The 16,736-nt window shown below is 65.5% G+C and carries 15 protein-coding genes; 4 read left to right on the plus strand and 11 right to left on the minus strand.

From position 1 onward, the window contains the following. Positions 1–3 precede the first annotated feature (3 nt). The 5 genes from ACVIYL_RS36240 to ACVIYL_RS36260 all read right to left on the minus strand — a co-directional run bounded on the left by ACVIYL_RS36240 (position 4) and on the right by ACVIYL_RS36260 (position 6,613). Complete coding sequence (locus ACVIYL_RS36240; protein ID WP_456780850.1) at positions 4–1,728, minus strand: AMP-binding protein; 1,725 nt, start codon at positions 1,726–1,728, stop codon at positions 4–6. A gap of 130 nt (positions 1,729–1,858) precedes the next feature. Beyond that, a complete protein-coding gene (gene mmsB, locus ACVIYL_RS36245) occupies positions 1,859–2,746 on the minus strand; it encodes a 3-hydroxyisobutyrate dehydrogenase (RefSeq protein WP_076826580.1) in 888 nt (295 codons plus the stop codon). Between the two features lie 25 nt (positions 2,747–2,771). Continuing rightward, the gene (locus tag ACVIYL_RS36250; protein ID WP_456780851.1) at positions 2,772–3,854 is read right to left on the minus strand and encodes an enoyl-CoA hydratase/isomerase family protein; all 1,083 of its coding nucleotides are present in this window, start codon (positions 3,852–3,854) and stop codon (positions 2,772–2,774) included. Beyond that, positions 3,851–4,996, minus strand: coding sequence for an isobutyryl-CoA dehydrogenase (locus ACVIYL_RS36255; RefSeq protein WP_456780852.1), 1,146 nt, complete (start codon positions 4,994–4,996; stop codon positions 3,851–3,853). The genes ACVIYL_RS36250 and ACVIYL_RS36255 overlap by 4 nt, the downstream gene beginning before the upstream one ends. Before the next feature lie 120 nt (positions 4,997–5,116). Next, positions 5,117–6,613 (minus strand): CoA-acylating methylmalonate-semialdehyde dehydrogenase, encoded by a 1,497-nt coding sequence (locus tag ACVIYL_RS36260; protein WP_253609109.1) that lies wholly within the window; start codon positions 6,611–6,613, stop codon positions 5,117–5,119. Between the two features lie 121 nt (positions 6,614–6,734). Here ACVIYL_RS36260 and ACVIYL_RS36265 point away from each other — a divergent pair, with 121 nt between their 5' ends. Continuing rightward, positions 6,735–7,649 carry a LysR family transcriptional regulator gene (locus ACVIYL_RS36265; RefSeq protein ID WP_456780853.1) on the plus strand — a complete coding sequence of 305 codons (915 nt, stop codon included), beginning with the start codon at positions 6,735–6,737 and terminating at the stop codon, positions 7,647–7,649. 164 nt (positions 7,650–7,813) lie between these two features. On the opposite strand, the gene ACVIYL_RS36270 is transcribed toward ACVIYL_RS36265, so the two are convergent. Together ACVIYL_RS36270 and ACVIYL_RS36275 are read right to left on the minus strand one after the other, a co-directional pair. Beyond that, positions 7,814–8,425 (minus strand): TetR/AcrR family transcriptional regulator, encoded by a 612-nt coding sequence (locus ACVIYL_RS36270; protein WP_253609110.1) that lies wholly within the window; start codon positions 8,423–8,425, stop codon positions 7,814–7,816. 60 nt (positions 8,426–8,485) lie between these two features. Further along, positions 8,486–9,037: a PaaI family thioesterase gene (locus ACVIYL_RS36275; RefSeq protein ID WP_253609111.1), complete on the minus strand. Its 552-nt coding sequence runs from the start codon at positions 9,035–9,037 to the stop codon at positions 8,486–8,488. Positions 9,038–9,258: 221 nt separating this feature from the next. Here ACVIYL_RS36275 and ACVIYL_RS36280 point away from each other — a divergent pair, with 221 nt between their 5' ends. After that, positions 9,259–10,029 carry an enoyl-CoA hydratase gene (locus tag ACVIYL_RS36280; protein ID WP_253609112.1) on the plus strand — a complete coding sequence of 257 codons (771 nt, stop codon included), beginning with the start codon at positions 9,259–9,261 and terminating at the stop codon, positions 10,027–10,029. 149 nt (positions 10,030–10,178) lie between these two features. On the opposite strand, the gene ACVIYL_RS36285 is transcribed toward ACVIYL_RS36280, so the two are convergent. From ACVIYL_RS36285 to ACVIYL_RS36300, 4 genes are all read right to left on the minus strand, one after another. Then, a complete protein-coding gene (locus ACVIYL_RS36285; protein ID WP_456780854.1) occupies positions 10,179–10,559 on the minus strand; it encodes a DUF5071 domain-containing protein in 381 nt (126 codons plus the stop codon). 174 nt (positions 10,560–10,733) lie between these two features. Beyond that, entirely contained in the window at positions 10,734–12,146 is a 1,413-nt protein-coding gene (locus ACVIYL_RS36290) for a sensor histidine kinase (protein ID WP_253609114.1), read from the minus strand. A 141-nt stretch (positions 12,147–12,287) separates the two neighbouring features. Further along, complete coding sequence (locus tag ACVIYL_RS36295) at positions 12,288–13,547, minus strand: MFS transporter (protein WP_431017260.1); 1,260 nt, start codon at positions 13,545–13,547, stop codon at positions 12,288–12,290. Between the two features lie 228 nt (positions 13,548–13,775). Then, positions 13,776–14,438: a hypothetical protein gene (locus ACVIYL_RS36300; protein ID WP_456780855.1), complete on the minus strand. Its 663-nt coding sequence runs from the start codon at positions 14,436–14,438 to the stop codon at positions 13,776–13,778. A gap of 162 nt (positions 14,439–14,600) precedes the next feature. Between ACVIYL_RS36300 and ACVIYL_RS36305 the strand changes: the two genes are divergently transcribed. Beyond that, entirely contained in the window at positions 14,601–14,768 is a 168-nt protein-coding gene (locus tag ACVIYL_RS36305) for a hypothetical protein (RefSeq protein ID WP_253609117.1), read from the plus strand. Positions 14,769–15,403: 635 nt separating this feature from the next. Continuing rightward, entirely contained in the window at positions 15,404–16,600 is a 1,197-nt protein-coding gene (locus tag ACVIYL_RS36310) for an acetyl-CoA C-acyltransferase (protein ID WP_456780856.1), read from the plus strand. Positions 16,601–16,736: the final 136 nt, after the last annotated feature.

The raw sequence follows: 16,736 nt of genomic DNA on the forward strand, positions 1-16,736 counted from the left end.
CTGCTAACCGGAGGTCCGCACCTTCTGCAGCTCCGGAAATTCTTCCTCGCGGAACTCGACCCCGCGCAACGCATCGCTTCTGACATCGTCGTGTTCGAGCCGGCGCAACTGCACGCGACGGATTTTTCCAGAAATCGTCTTCGGCAGTTCGGTGACCAGCTCGAGCTTGCGGATGCGTTTAAACGGTGCGAGCCGCGTGTGCAAATGTTTGAAGATCGACAGCGCGGTCTCCGGCGTTCGTTCGACGCCTGATACCAGCAGCACATAGGCCTTCGGGACCGCCAGCCGGATCGGGTCCGGGCTCGGCACCACGGCGGCTTCGGCCACCGCGTCGTGCTCGAGCAGCACGCTCTCCAGCTCGAACGGTGAGATGCGGTAGTCGGAGGATTTGAAGACGTCGTCGGTGCGACCCACGAAGGTCAGATAACCCTCGTCATCGGTGAACACGACGTCGCCGCTGCGATAGATCTCGCCGTCGGTGCCGATCAGCTTGCCGTCGTCGCCCTGATAGCCCTGCATCAGGCCCGCCGGCCGGTCTGCGCCGAGCAGCAAGGTCACCTCGCCTTCCTTCGCGGGGTGGCCGTCATTGTCGGTGACCTGCACGCGATAGCCCGGCAGCGGCCGGCCCATCGAGCCGACCTTCACCTTCTGTCCCGGCGAGTTGCCGGCCAGCGCGGTGGTTTCGGTCTGGCCGTAGCCGTCGCGGATGGTCAGCCCCCAGGCCGATTTGACCTGGTCGATGATCTCGGGATTGAGCGGCTCGCCGGCGCCGCACACCTCGCGCAGCGAGACCTTGAAGCTCGCAAGGTCCTCCTGGATGAACATCCGCCACACCGTGGGCGGCGCGCACAGCGTGGTCACTCCGCAGCGGCCGATGATCGAGAGCAGTCCCTTCGCCTCGAAGCGTGGCTGATTCGCGATAAAGATCGTTGCGCCGGCATTCCACGGCGCGAAGAAGCAGCTCCAGGCATGCTTGGCCCAGCCGGGCGAGGAGATGTTGAGATGGATGTCGCCGGGCTGCAGGCCGATCCAGTACATGGTCGAGAGATGGCCGACCGGATAGCTGCGCTGGCTGTGCCGCACCAGCTTCGGCTTTGCCGTGGTGCCCGAGGTGAAATAGAGCAGCATCGGATCGTCGGCCTTGGTCGGGCCATCGGGCGTGAACGCCTCGGGCGCCTTCGCCGCATCCTCGAACGGCAGCCAGCCGTCCTGCGGCTGCGTCGCGCCGACCACGATACGGGCGAGCTTGTCGCTGCCGAGGCCGACGAACTTCGCGACCTGATCCTGCGTGGCGACCACCGCCCTCGCCTTGCCGCGGTCGAGCCGGTCGCGCAATTCATCCGCGGTCAAGAGCGTGGTGGCGGGGATCACGACGACGCCGAGCTTCATCGCCGCCAGCATGGTCTCCCACAGCGGCACGACATTGCCGAGCAACAGCAACAGATGATCGCCGCGCTTCAGCCCCTGCGCGCGCAGGAAATTTGCAACCTGGCTTGAGCGGCGCGACAGCTCGGCGAAGGACAGCTTGGTCTCGTTGCCGCTGGCGGCATCGACGATCCACAGCGCCGGCCGGTCGCGGCTGTCAAGATTTCGCGCCAGTTCGGCATCGAACCAATCGAGCGCCCAGTTGAACGGCACCGGATCGGGCCAGCGAAATCCCTTCACCGCGGCGTCGTAGTCGGTGCGGTGCTTGAGCAGAAAGGCGCGTGCGTCCTGAAATGTGGTCATCCGGCTTCACCACGTATTCTGTCGTCATCCTGAGGAGCCGCGCATTGCGCGGCGTCTCGAAGGATGGCCACGGACACCATCTTTCCATCCTTCGAGGCTCGCTCCGCTCGCATCTCAGGATGACGGCGATTTACTTCGGGGCAAGGGCCCTAACGTGCTGGATAATTCCGGAAAAGTCGACCCCGCCGTGGCCCGACGCGTCGAAGGTCTTATAGATCTCCTGCGCGTGCTTGCCGAGCGGCGTGACCGCGCCGGCGGCATTGGCGGCGTCCTGCGCCAGGGTCAGGTCCTTGACCATCAGGTTCGAAGCAAAACCCGGCTTGTAATCGTTGTTGGCCGGCGACGTCGGCACCGGGCCGGGAACCGGGCAATAGGTCGTCAGCGACCAGCACTGTCCCGACGAGGTCGAGGCGACGTCGAACAGCGCCTGGTGCGACAGGCCGAGCTTTTCGGCGAGCACGAAAGCCTCGCCGACCGCGATCATGGAAATACCGAGGATCATATTATTGCAGATCTTGGCTGCCTGCCCTGCACCGCCCGCGCCGCAATGCACGATCTTCTTGCCCATGTTTGCCAACATCGGCTGGGCCGCCGCGAATGCCTTCGGCTCGCCGCCGCACATGAAGGTCAGCGTCGCGCCCTTGGCGCCACCGGTGCCGCCGGAGACCGGCGCATCGACCGAGGCCATGCCGTGCTTGGCAGCCAGCACATGCGCCTGCTTTGCGCTTTCGACGTCGATGGTCGAGCAGTCGATGATCAGCGCGCCGTTGGCCATCGCGGGCAGCACCTCGTTCCAGACACCGAGCACGTGCTTGCCGGCCGGCAGCATGGTGATGACGACATCGGCGCCCTTCACCGCAGCAACGCTGCTCTCGGCGATCGCGGCGCCATCACTCCTGGCCTGATCGCGAGACGCTGCGACCAGATCGAACGCGGTCACCTTGTGGCCGGCCTTGACCAGATTGGCGGCCATCGGCCCGCCCATATTGCCGAGCCCGATGAATGCGACGTTTGCCATGGGAAGTCCTCCGCTTGCGACGTTTCTATTTGCTGTCGGGAAATTTCAATGCGTCAGCGCCGATCTCGGCGAAGTAAGGCGTGAGCATCTCCGGCGTCACCTGTTCGATCCCGGCCGGCGACCATGTCGGATTGCGATCCTTGTCGATGACGGCTGCGCGCACGCCCTCGCGGAAATCGTCGCTGGCGAACACCTCGAGCGCGGCGCGATATTCGCGCTTCAGGCACTCTTCCAGCGTCGCGGTCGCGCGCGCCAGCCGCAGCAGTTTCAGCGTCACCACCATGCCGCGCGGCGACTTCTCACTGAGCGTCTTTAGCGTGGCCTGCGCCATATCCGATCCGTCGGCCGTCAGCGCGGCGACGACGTCCTCCATCCGGCCGTGTGCGAACCAGCCGTCGATTTTGGCCTGCATCGCGGCGACAGGGCCAGCCCTCTCGCTAGTGGCGAAGCCTCCGATCAGCCGATCAATCTCGGCCGAACTCGTACCCGGCGTAACCTTGGTCAGCGCCTCGCGCAGCGCCGGCAGCTTTGCGCTCGGCACCACGGCGTCGGCGAATTTGGCGTAGATCGCATCGGGTCCGTTCATGGTGGTGCCGGTGAGCCCGAAATAGGTGCCGATCTCACCCGGCGAGCGCGACAGCAGATAGGTGCCGCCGACATCGGGGAAGAAACCGAGGCCGACCTCGGGCATCGCGAGCTTGGTCCGCTCCGTCACCACGCGGTGGCGGCTATGCGCCGACAGCCCGACGCCGCCGCCCATCACGATGCCGTCCATGAAGGCGACATAGGGCTTTGGGAACTTCTTGATCCGCGCGTTGAGGATGTATTCGTCGCGCCACAGGATCTTGCCGAGATCGCCCTTGACCTTCGAGCTCTCCCAGAGCGCGCGGATGTCGCCGCCGGCGCACAGGCCACGCTCGCCCGCGCCCTCCAGCACGATGACAGCGACATCGGGATCGGCCTCGAACGCATCGAGCGCCCTGTCGATGTCGTGGAACATCTCCAGCGTCACGGCATTGATCGCCTTCGGCCGGTTGAGCCGGATAATGCCGGCAGAACCTTCCTTGCGCGCGATCAGGTCGCCCTCGGCTGCTGCCGCATCATTCATCGCGCGCCCTCGATCAACTTGCGCGACACGATCAGCCGCATGATTTCATTGGTGCCTTCGAGGATCTGGTGCACGCGCAGATCGCGCACGATCTTCTCGACGCCGTATTCGCTGAGGTAGCCGTAGCCACCATGCAGCTGCAGCGCCTGGTTGGCGACCTCGAAGCCGACATCGGTGCCAAACCGTTTTGCCATCGCGCACAGCATGGAAGCGTCCGGATCCTTGCGGTCGAGCGCGGCGGCCGCCCGCCACAGGAAGGTGCGTGCGGCTTCCAGCTCGGTCGCCATGTCGGCGATCTTGAATTGCAGCGCCTGGAATTCGTCGAGGCGTTTGCCGAATGCCTTGCGGTCCTTCATGTAGGCCAACGCCTTGTCGAGCGCCGCCCGCGCGCCGCCGAGCGAGCACGCCGCGATGTTGAGGCGGCCGCCGTCGAGGCCGGCCATCGCGATCTTGAAGCCGATGCCCTCCTCCCCGAGCCGGTTCGCGACCGGCACGCGCGCGTTCTCGAACATCACAGCGCGGGTCGGCTGTGCATTCCAGCCCATCTTGCGCTCGTTAGCGCCGAACGACACGCCCGGCGTCTTGCCGTCGATCACCAGCGTCGAGACGCCGCCCGGACCGTCGCCGCCGGTGCGCACCATCGCCACCAGCAGGTCGGTGCTGCCGGCGCCGGAGATGAACTGCTTCTGGCCGTTGAGCACGTAATGATCGCCGTCGCGCACCGCGCGGGTGCGCAGCGCGGCCGCGTCGGAGCCGGCGCCCGGCTCGGTCAGGCAGTAGCTCGCGATCAGCTCCATGGTGCAGAGCTTCGGCAGCCATGTGTGGCGCTGGATGTCGTTGCCGTAGGCATCGATCATCCAGGACGCCATGTTGTGGATCGAGATGAAGGCCGACGTGGTCGGGCACCCCGTCGCCAGCGCCTCGAAGATCAGCGCCGCGTCGAACCGCGTCATCGCCGAGCCGCCGACATCGTCCTTGATATAGATGCCGCCGATGCCGAGGCCTGCCGCCTCGCGCATCACGTCGACTGGAAAGTGCTTTGTCTCGTCCCATTCGAGCGCGTGCGGCGCGATCTTCTCCGCCGCAAACGCCCGCGCCATGTCGCGAACCGCGATCTGGTCCTCGTTGAGAGCGAACTGCATCTCGCCGCCTAGCCCTGAAGGTTACCCCACCGTCATTGCGAGGAGCGAAGCGACGAAGCAATCTTCCACGCGGGGGATAGATGGATTGCTTCGCTGCGCTCGCAATGACGTTCCCGGAAATCACTTCATCGTCGGGATCGAGAACTCCGCGCCTTCCTTGACGCCGGACGGCCAGCGCGAGGTCACCGTCTTGGTCTTGGTGTAGAAGCGGATCGAGTCCGGACCGTGCTGGTTGAGGTCGCCGAAGCCGGACTTCTTCCAGCCGCCGAAGGTGTAATAGGCGATCGGCACCGGGATCGGCACGTTGATGCCGACCATGCCGACATTGACCTTGGCGGCGAAGTCGCGCGCGGCGTCGCCGTCGCGGGTGAAGATCGCGACACCGTTGCCGTAGTCATGGTCGGACGGCAGCGCCAGCGCCTCGTGATAGTCGTGGGCGCGCACCACCGAGAGCACCGGGCCGAAGATCTCTTCCTTGTAGATCCGCATGTCCTTGGTGACGTTGTCGAACAGCGAACCGCCGAGATAGAAGCCCTTCTCGTAGCCCTGCATCTTGAAGCCGCGGCCGTCGACCGCGAGCGTCGCGCCTTCCTTGATGCCGATGTCGATGTAGCTCTTGACCTTCTCGACCGCCTCGCGGGTCACCAGCGGGCCGTAATCGGCCGACGGATCGACCGAGGTGCCGATCTTGAGCGACTCGACGCGCGGGATCAGCTTCTCCATCAGGCGGTCGGCGGTGGTCTTGCCGACCGGCACCGCGACCGAGACGGCCATGCAGCGCTCACCGGCGGAGCCGTAGCCGGCGCCGATCAGCGCATCGACCGTCTGGTCCATGTCGGCATCCGGCATCACGATGGCGTGGTTCTTGGCGCCGCCGAAGCACTGGCAGCGCTTGCCGGTCTGCGCGGCGCGCTCGTAGATGTACTGCGCGATCGGGGTCGAGCCGACGAAGCCGATCGCCTTGATATCGGGATCGTCGAGGATGGCGTCGACCGCCTCCTTGTCGCCGTTGACGACGTTGAGGATGCCGGCCGGCAGGCCCGCCTCGATCATCAGTTCGGCGAGCATCATCGGCACGCCGGGATCGCGCTCCGACGGCTTGAGGATGAAGGCGTTGCCGCAGGCGATCGCCGGCGCGAACTTCCACATCGGGATCATCGCCGGGAAGTTGAACGGCGTGATGCCGGCGACCACGCCGAGCGGCTGGCGCATCGAATAGATGTCGATGCCGGGGCCGGCGCCCTCGGTGTACTCGCCCTTCATCAGATGCGGGATGCCGCAGGCGAACTCGGCGACCTCGAGGCCGCGCTGGATGTCGCCCTTGGCGTCGGGAACGGTCTTGCCATGCTCGCGCGCCAGCAGCTCGGCGAGCTTGTCGTAGTCGCGCTGCACCAGCTCGAGGAACCGCATCATGACGCGGGCGCGGCGCTGCGGGTTGGTGGCGGCCCATTCCGGCTGCGCGGCCTTGGCGTTCTCGACCGCGGCGCGGAGCTCGGCCTTGGAGGCCAGCGCCACCTTGGCCTGGACGTCGCCGGTCATCGGCTCGAAGACGTCAGCCGTACGGCCCGACGTGCCCTTGACCTCCTTGCCACCGATGAAATGTCCGATTGAGCGCATGGAAAAACCTCCCTGAAGCACCTGAATCGCCGCTCCTCGCGGCGGGATCGCTTTACAAACCCTATTGACCCTGCATTTTATGGGATTCAAGTCCGATAAATTGCACCATAGATGTGCGGAAATGCTGGATCAAGGCGGCGGCACAATCGACTGGGACGACTTCCGTTTCGTGCTTGCCATCGTGCGCGGCGGGTCGGTTTCGGCTGCCGCCAAGCAGCTCGGCGTCGATCATGCCACAGTGATCCGCCGTGTCGACCGGCTGGAGCGCCACCTCTCCGCAAAACTGTTTGATCGGCGCAAGACCGGCTATCTGCTGACCGAGGCCGGCCAGCGCGTCGCCGACAGCGCGGAGGCGATGGAATCCACCATCGTCGCCAACCAGGAGGCGGTCGGCGGCTCGCGCGCCCACCTCACCGGCACGGTGCGGATCGGCGCGCCCGACGGCTTCGGCAGCCACTTTTTGGCCTCGCGGCTGGTCAAGTTCACCGAGCGGTATCCCGATCTCGATCTGCAGCTCGTCGCCACCGCGCGGCTGTTCTCGCTCTCCAAGCGCGAGGCCGACATCGCGATCAGCCTGACCATGCCGAAGGAAGGCCGCATCGTCGGCCGCAAGCTCCTAGACTACACGCTCGGGCTTTATGCCGCACCCGCCTATCTCGCCCAGGCGCCGGCAATTGTTGCGCGCGCCGACCTGCCGCGGCACCGCTTCGTCGGCTACATTGAGGAGCTCCTGTTCACGCCGGAGCTCGACTATCTGCCGCAGGTCTCGCCGAAGATCTCGGCGAAATTCCGCAGCGCCAATCTGATCGCGCAGCTCAACGCCACCATCGCCGGCTTCGGCATCGCCGTGCTGCCGCACTTCATGGCAACGGCCCACCCCGAGTTGCAGCCGGTGCTGCCGGACGACTTGCGGATCTCCCGCACCTTCTGGCTGCTGATGCACGCCGACAGCAAGGACCTCGCCCGCATCCGCGCGGTGGCGGACTACATCTACGAGACGGTGGAAGCCGAGCGCGCGCTGTTCAGCGGGGTGTGAGGCGGACACCGTGTTATTCCCGTCATCCTGAGGAGCGCGTAGCGCGTCTCGATGGATGCACGGCCCGGCTGGTGGCCGTCGACCCTTCGAGACGCGCGCGATGCGCGCTCCTCAGGGTGACGGACCGAGTATTAGGCGCGCCGCGCCAGTTGGCGCTTAAAGCGCTAATTCACCTTCTTCTTCGCCGGTGCCTTGGCCCCAGCGGCGCGCCCCAGCACCGCCTCGCGGCCCGCCGACAGGATCTCGTCGGACATTTCGCCGCTGCCGGCGATGCGCGACATCACGATGGTGCCCATCATGGTCGCCAGCGTCGCCATCGCCTGCTTGCGGGCGGTCTTGCGCGGCACGTCGATGATCTGGTCGGCCATCATGTCGATCATCTGGTCGAGCTTGAGGGCAAACGCCTTGCGGGTCTTCGGGCTCTCGCGGGCGATCTCGGCGCCGAGCGCCGGGATCGCGCAGCCCTGGCCGGGATCGTCGCGGTGCACCGCCGAAAGATAGCCGTCGATGATGGTCGAAAGCCGCTTCTCCGGCGGCGTGTCCGCGGCGACCTTGCGCCAGCGCTCTATGGCGCGGTCCATCGCGTAGCTGAAGGCCTCGATCACCAGCGCCTCGCGCGAGTCGAAATGCGCGTAGAAGCCGCCATGGGTCAGGCCGGCGTCCTTCATCAGGTCGGCGACGCCGATGCCGTGGGCGCCCCGCTCGCGCAGCCGCGTCGCGGCCTTCTTGACGATCCGCGCGTGGGTCTCCTGCTTGTGTTCTTTCGAATAGCGCATGCCGGTCTCATGGAATGTTTCTAATCATATAATAGCAGATTTGCGGCCGGAATGCTGCAGTTATTTCGCCTTGTCGGCCACTTTCGGTTCCCCGCCGAGCATCGAAAACATCGCGGTCGCGTGCACCGCAAGATTGCCCTTGTCGTCGCGGACGAAGCCCTCGGTGTAGCTGGTCTGGCGCCCGAGCTTGATCACCTTGCCTTCGGCGCTGATGGTGCCCGACCGTGCCGACAGCGGCCGCAGATAGGTCAGCTTGAGGTCGAGCGTCACCGAAGTCTGCCCCGCCGGCAGCATGGTCGAGATCGCACAGCCCATCGCGGTATCGAGCAGCGCCGCGGCGGTGGCGCCGTGCAGCAGGCCGATGGTGTTTTCCAGGCTCTCATGCGGCTCGAGTTCCATCACGATGCGCCCCTGCTCGACCACGGCCATGCGGAAGCCGATCAGCTTGGCCATCGGCGGCGGCGGCAACCGGCCGTCGCGGATCGCGCGCATCGCCTCGATCCCGGACATCGGCAGCGCCGCTTTCGCCACCGGTCCGGGCGCCTGCCATTCCACCACGCGGGTGCGCGTTAGATCGGGCGAACGAAGATCGATGCTTTCGGCGGCGGTCATGACGGCTCCATTTATATGACGCATATAATTCTATAGATCCGCATCCCTCGGCGCAACCGCCGCACCCGGTCCCTTGACAGAGCCATGCTTTGTCCGGGACATGGCGCAAGTCATTCCGGGGCGACGCAAGCACCAGACCCGGAATCTCGAGATTCCGGGTCTGGTGCTTGCGCACCATCCCGAAATGACTTGTCGATCCATTCCTGCGCCGGGGCTTTTCCATGGACATGCTCAATCCCCACTGCGGCATCGCCCGCGACGACAGAGGCGTCGTCCGCCTCACCATCTGCAACGCCGGCAAGCTGAACATCGTGAGTTCCGCGGTCACCAACGGCGTGCGCGAGGGTTTTGAGCATCTGGCCGCCGATCCGAGCATCCGCGCGGTGATCCTGGCCGGCGAAAGCGAGCGCAGCATGATCGGCGGCGCCGACATCAAGGAAATGGCGACGCTCGACCAGACATCCGCCGAAGCATTCATCAGCCGGCTGCGCGACCTCTGCGAGGCCGTGCGCAGATTCCCGGCGCCGGTGATCGCCCGCCTGCCCGGCTGGTGCCTCGGCGGCGGCCTCGAGGTCGCGGCCGCCTGCGACGTCCGCGTCGCCGCGCATGACGCGATGTTCGGCATGCCCGAGGTGCGCGTCGGCATCCCCTCGGTGATCCACGCCGCACTGCTGCCGCGCTTGATCGGCTGGGGCCGCGCCCGCTGGCTGATGATGACCGCGGAGAACATCGACGCCAAAACTGCGCTCGCCTGGGGCCTGGTCGACACCGTGGCAAAACCCGGCGGCCTCGACGACGCCGTCGAGCACACCGTCAATGCACTGCTGGAGTGCGGCCCCGAGGCGCTGCGGATCCAGAAGGACCTGTTGCGGCAATGGGAAGAGCTGCCGTTGACCGAGTCGGTGAACCTCAGCGTCGGCGTGTTCGGAAAGTCGTTCCAGACCGGCGAGCCGCAGCGCCTGCTGCAGGGGTTTTTGGACCGGAAGCGGTAGCGGTTCAGCACCTGTGGCCCGTATGAGCGCCGCGACATGTCATCTGTAGCCCGCATGAGCGAAGCGACATGCGGGGGCCGGATGCCCCGGATCTCGCTTCGCTCATCCGGGCTACGGGTAACTGAATGCGACTAGCTTAGCAGCGCCTGTCAACTCAAGAGGTCCTTGGCGACGATATCAAGTTCTTCTGCCTGTTCACCTGCCGTCGGGCTGGTGGCAAGGCGTTCAAGGTCCGTCCTAAGCTTTGCTTGCAGCTCTGCTGATTGCGCAACGATGAAGCGCAGCGTCCAATTCTTCCAAACGTCGTCATCTGTTTGCAGAATGCGTCGAAGGTGCGGATAGAGCGGCGTACCGATCCCCGCCAAAAATGGCTGCAGCACTCGAGCGACCGGCCAGTTCATGTCCTGCATCCATTCAAGCAGGGCCGGAACGATCGGCTCGACAGCTGGGAAACCCGAGGCGACGATGGCCTCGGCCCTCTCCGTATCGAATTTGTCTCTTGGTAGCAGCGCTGCCAAGTCGGAACACATCGTCCACTCCCCATGAGTTGCTGAAGCTTGTAGCACCTGTAGCCCGCATGAGCGCCGACACACGCGGGGCCGGATGCCCCGGATATTGCTTCGCTCATCCGGGCTACGCTGCTGCGGGTGACCTTCGCCGCGCGTTCGCAGGCACCTGCACCGGCCCGAGGTCGGCCCGCCCGCTCAGCTCGAGACGGGGATCTCGATCAGCACCAGCGTGCCGCGGCCCGGTTCGCTCTCCAGCGCGATCCGGCCGCTGAGCGACGACACCACGGTATTGAAGGCGATGTGCAGGCCGAGGCCGATATTGCCCCGCTCCCGCCCGGTGGTGAAGAACGGATCGAACACGCGGGCCTGCAGATCCTCGCGGATGCCGACGCCTTGGTCGGCGCAGGCGATCCGGGCGAGCGCCTGATCCGGCTGCGTCACCGTCATGGTGAAGCGTCCGCCGCGGCCGTCGGGATAAGCGTGCGCCGCCGCGTTGAACGCCAGGTTGCTGATCACCTGCGCCAGCGCGCCGGGATAGCTGTTCAGAACGATGCCTTGCGGGCAGTCGAGTTCGACGATCAATCCCTGACGGGACAGCAGCGGCCCGAGCTTTGCGATCAGCTCGGAGAGCCATCCGCCGAGCTCAAATGTATGGCGCTCCTCGTCGGCTTGGTGGATGGCGACCTGCTTGAAGCTGTGCACCATCTCGGATGCCCGATGCAGGTTTTCCGAGGTCAGTCGAAGGCCGTTCTCGATCCGTGCAATGCCCCTTGTCAGGTCGGAGCGCCGGACGGCTGCGCCGTTCAGCGCCTCGCCCATCGCGCGAAGGTCCGCCTCCATCGTCGTCGACGTGGTCAGCGCCAGGCCAAGCGGCGTGCTGACCTCGTGTGCGACACCGGCGACGAGCTGCCCGAGCGAGGCCAGCTTCTCGGCCTGCACGAGCTGCGATTGCGTCGCGTGCAGATCGCGCAACGAGGCTTCCGAGCGCTCCTTCTCCTGCTTCAGCGCCTGCGCCGTCCGAAACTGCCGGCGCGCGCGGAACTCGCGGGCGGCGACGGCGTAAAGCGACAGCGCAAAGGCGTTGAGGACCAGGGAATGATTGATGAAGCGCAGCCCCGGCGGCAACGCCGGCCCGAGCGATTCAGCGATGCACAGCGCAATCCACGTCGTGAGACAGAACACGGCCAGCGGCCCGATCCGCAGCGGCAGCATGGTCGAGACGAACAGGATTACCATCATCACGCCGGGTGCCGCATAGGTGAATCCGGAGGGCAGCACGAGGTAGACGCTCGGCAACACGCAGCCTGGAACGACGCAATAGACGAGGAAGATCGTCTCGGCCCACGGCTTCATCGCCGGCACCGAGAGCAAGGCGGTGAGCGGCAGCAGGACCAGCACGGCGACCCCGCCGCGGATCGCTAGCGTGGTCGCCACGACGTCGGGATAGAGCACCCAATCCCAGAACGCATATCCGGCATAGGTGAAGGCGCCGAGCAGCATCGCGACCTGCGTCCAGCCGATATTGCCCCGCACGTACTGGTCTACAAATCGGCGCTCCTCGACGATGTCGTCGAAGCGCAGTCCAAGGCGGGTCAAAAGACGGAGCATTACAATATCAAACGAAAAAGGCCTGGCACTGGAACTTGGCACTGGAAATGGGAGCGTAGAGAATGATCTACGACAGCTTGCCCGCGCTGTCGCGTCCTTTTGGCGCATCGGCGACCGCGGCGCGGCATCGCGCCGCGCCCCTCACCGGGCGTTGGCCGGGGCGTGGGTCGGCCAGAGGTCGGCGCGCCAGTGCAGCGCAATCGCCAGCATGGCGATGAAGCCGGCGGCGGCGAGCAGCGTGCCGGTCGCGGTGTAGCCGATCAGGTCGATCAGGCTGCCGGCGGCGAGCAGCCCGAGCGGCAGGCCGTAGATCACCATCATGCGCACGCCCATGACGCGGCCGCGCAGATGCGCGCTGGCATTGCGCATCAGCATCACGGCGGCCGAGATCATCGACATGCTTTGCGCGATGCCGGCGAGCAGCAGGCAAGCCATCGCGACCGGCATGGTCCGGAGCTCGACGAACACCAGGAGCATGGCGTACCAGGCGAGCGTCGCGCCGATCAGAAGCCGCGCGATGCGTACCCCGCCGGCCATGCTGAGCGTGATCGAGCCGATCAGCGAGCCCACCGCAAAGCTGGCCGAGAGATAGCCGAGCCCGGTCTGGTCGGTATGGAAGATGTCGCGCGCGACATAGGGCAACAGACCGTTGGTGAGCGGGAACGCCGTGAGGTTGGCGAGGAACGCGACGCAGAGGGCGGCGCGCATGCCCGGGCCGCTCCACGCATAGACGATGCCCTCCTTGAGGTCGCGCAGCAGCTTTGAACCCGGCGCGTCGCCCGCCGCGAGATCGGTCGTGCCATGCGACTTGGGGCGGCTCATGCAGAGCATCAGGATGGCGGCGACGAAATAGAAGCCGGCGATCCCGACATAGACATAGCCGATGCCGAGCGCCGCGAACAATCCGGCCCCGGTCAGGGCTCCTGCGATACGCGCCGAGTCCTGCGTGGTGCGCGCCAGGCTGATGGCGCCGACCAACTGCTCCGGCGGCATGATGTCGGCGAGCAGCGCGCCGCGCACGCCGAGATCCGACGGGCGGATCACACCCATGATCGCGACGATGATCATGACGTTCAGCGGGGCGAGATGCCCGGTCAGCGCCAGCGTCATGATGGTGCCGGCGAGCACCGTATAGGCAAAGCGCATCACGGCGAGCAGATCGCGGTGCCCCATGCGGTCGCCGATCATGCCGACGACCGGCGCGACCAGGGTGCCGACATATTGCAGCGACGCCAGCACGGTCAGCAGCAGCACCGAGCCGGTCTCGACCATGATGTACCAGCCGAGCACCAGCGTCTCGACCTCGAACGCCCAGGAGGTGAGCAGATCGGACGGCCATTGAAAGCGATAGCTGCGGATGCGAAATGGCGCGAGCGCGGAGGTCCGCGTGGTCCCGCTCAAGACGCGATGACGCGTGTCACGGCGTGTCCTGCCCTTTTCCTTGTTCTTCTGGGTCTTGCTTCTTGGTCGTGCTTGCGGCGCTTTGAATTCGTCTCGAGTCGCTTGGGAAAACGCTCTGTTCCGTCAGCGTAGCGCCGAGTCGATTGGTGTCAATCGAGGCCGCCGCATGCGGCCATGCACGATGGTATCCGCAGCGACGTGATGGCGTAGCCTCGCGAAGCGCAGGCCCTACATCGGCGGCGCGGCGCGCCGCAGCATGAAATGGGTGGGTATGAAGGCGAGCAGTGGCAGGCCGATCATCAGGCCGGCCAGCCACACCAGCGGCGGCACGAAGCCTTGCGCCGCCCTGTCGCTGGTGCCGAAGACGTAGTTGATGTTGACCGGGGTCATGCCCGGGTCCGGCCGCGGTCCCGGCATCACAAAGTAGCAGATCAGCAGCAGCGCCCATGCCAGCACGCCCCAGGCGATCAGCGCGCGCTGGTCATAGCCGAGCCGCCAGACCAGGAACAGCAGCAGGAACGGCAGCCAGCCGTGGAAGCCCGACAGGAACCGCAGGAACAGCGACAGGTTCTGGTCGAACATGTAGTCGGTCATTCCGGTGAGCGAGTAGCCGGCGACATGGGCGAGAAAGTCGATCACCCAAAATGTTTGCGGCACAAGGAGTCCGACGGCACACATCGAAATCAACAGCGCGCTCTCGGTCCAGACCCCGACCAAGGTGAGGATCAGGCAGACATCGCAGAAATACAGAAAGTTGGTCGGCCCGTAGCAGTAGGTGTACACCGGCACCAGGACAGCCATGAAGGCGCTGAAGCCGATCTTGACGGAGAGCGGAATGCGGGCGGACGGCTGCTCGACGGCGATCACGGACATTGCGGTGGGACTTTCCATTGCACAATCCGCCAGCCCTAGCGCCGGATCGGTAAACAGACCCGTATTCCGCAACCTTGAATTGATCGGCGCTCGGGAATTCGGTTAACGCCAACTCAGCGGCGCCGGTACAGTTTTAGCTGCCCGCGAGGTGGTCGTGCTAGCATGCCTGCGGAGGACGACATGAACGCCTTCGAAGTTTTCGCGATCTACCTGATGCCCTTTGTAATCATCGCGATCGCAATCCGGCTGCTGATGCGGCGTTATGCCGTCGACCTGCCGGACGTGCAGAAACAAGCGGGCTCCGCGCCGAAGCGACGATTTCTGCTCGGCGCCTGGCGGTTTGATTAGATCAGCTCGCAGACAAGCTCGGATGCCGCCGCCCTGCGAAATTCTCAATCACTGATTTGCCCGACGACGCAAGCGAAGACCAAGCCAGTGTATGGTTTGTCCGTCTCACCCGATCGAGGGGCGAATCGCGATCGTCACGAACGTGGGTCGAGATGCGGACACCTATTCGGTGTCGTCCCTGCCTAGTGCGCAATTGCGCACGGGAGCAGGGACCCATAACCACAGGCCGTCATCGTTGAGCGACGCCCGAACGACGAGTCCCATTCACAATATCCGCTGCGGAGTATGGGTCCTGGCTTTCGCAGAGACGACGCCTGGGAAGCAACCGTGCGCTCTCATTCTCCCCGGCATCATCATGAATCGAGGACCATCCTCGTCGTCCTGGCGAAGGCCAGGACCCATTACCCCGAATGCGAATTGCCTCGCTATGCTGGGGCCGCTACCCTCCAACAACACAAGTCGGTGGTTATTGGTCCTGGCTTTCGCCAGGACGACATTGGTGATGGCGGAACGATCCCATCCCCAACTCATGCGAACACGACATTTTGTCATGAGAGCCGCAGTTGCATTTTTTGCATTGCATTATATGATGACAATAATTCAATCAAATTCCCGGCATTGAAGGGACTCCTGCCATGGCAACCAGCACCGATCCCGTCGTCATCCTCTCCGCCGCCCGCACCCCGCTCGGCCGCTTCATGGGCGAGCTCGCGCCGCTGCCGGCGCACAAGCTCGGCTCGCATGTGATCGGGGCTGCGCTCGAACGCGCAAAACTTGCGCCCGAGCGCATCGACGAGGTGTTCATGGGCAACGTGCTGCCCGCCGGCCAAGGCCAGGCCCCTGCCCGCCAGGCCGCGCGCGGCGCCGGACTGCCGGATGCCACCGGCGCCACCACCGTCAACAAGGTCTGCGGTTCCGGCATGAAGGCGACCATGCTGGCCCACGACATCATCAAGGCCGGCTCGGCCGAGATCGTGCTGTCCGGCGGCATGGAGAGCATGAGCAATGCGCCGTATCTGTTGCAGAAGGCGCGCGGCGGCTATCGCGCCGGCCACGACCGCATCATCGATCACATGATGCTGGACGGGCTCGAGGACGCCTACGAGACCGGTCGCTCGATGGGCGATTTCGGCGAGGCGACCGCGGAGGCCTATCAGTTCACCCGCGCCGACCAGGACGCGTTCGCGATGGAGACGTTGAGCCGCGCCCGCAAGGCGGTCGAGGGCGGCGCCTTCAAGGCCGAGATCGCCCCGATCACGCTCGCCGAGAAGGCCGGCCCGCGCATCGTCGCCAATGACGAGCACCCGCTGAAGGTCGATCCGGCAAAAATCCCCGGCCTGAAGCCGGCGTTCCGAGCGGGCGGCACCATCACGCCGGCCGCCTCATCGGCCAATGCCGACGGCGCCGCAGCACTGATCCTCAGCCGGCGCTCGCTCGCCGATCGCGATGGACTGCCCGTTCTCGCCGAGATCAAGGGCCACGCCACCCACAGCCAGGAGCCGCAGTGGTTCACGACAGCGCCGATCCCGGCGATCAGAAAACTGCTCGACAAGGTCGGCTGGAGCGTCGGCGATGTCGACCTGTTCGAGATCAACGAGGCGTTTGCGGTGGTCGCGATGGCGGCGCAGCGCGACCTCGGCATTCCCAGGGACAGGCTGAACATCAACGGCGGCGCCTGCGCGCTCGGCCATCCGATCGGCGCCACCGGCGCGCGGCTGATCGTGACGCTGCTGCACGCGCTGGAGGCGCAGAACCTGAAGCGCGGCGTTGCCGCGCTATGCATCGGCGGCGGTGAAGCAACCGCGATCGCGGTCGAGCGGGTCGCTCGGTAATCTTAATGCTTCTTGTGGATCACCCTGGCCGCAGGCTCACTCCGCCTCTCCCGCGTGCGGGGGAGGCCGCGGCGCGCGTAGCGCGCGGCGGGTGGGGGCTCTCCCCACGATGTGACTCGCGGAGAGAGCCCCCACC

Source organism: Bradyrhizobium sp. USDA 3315 (genome assembly GCF_054056795.1).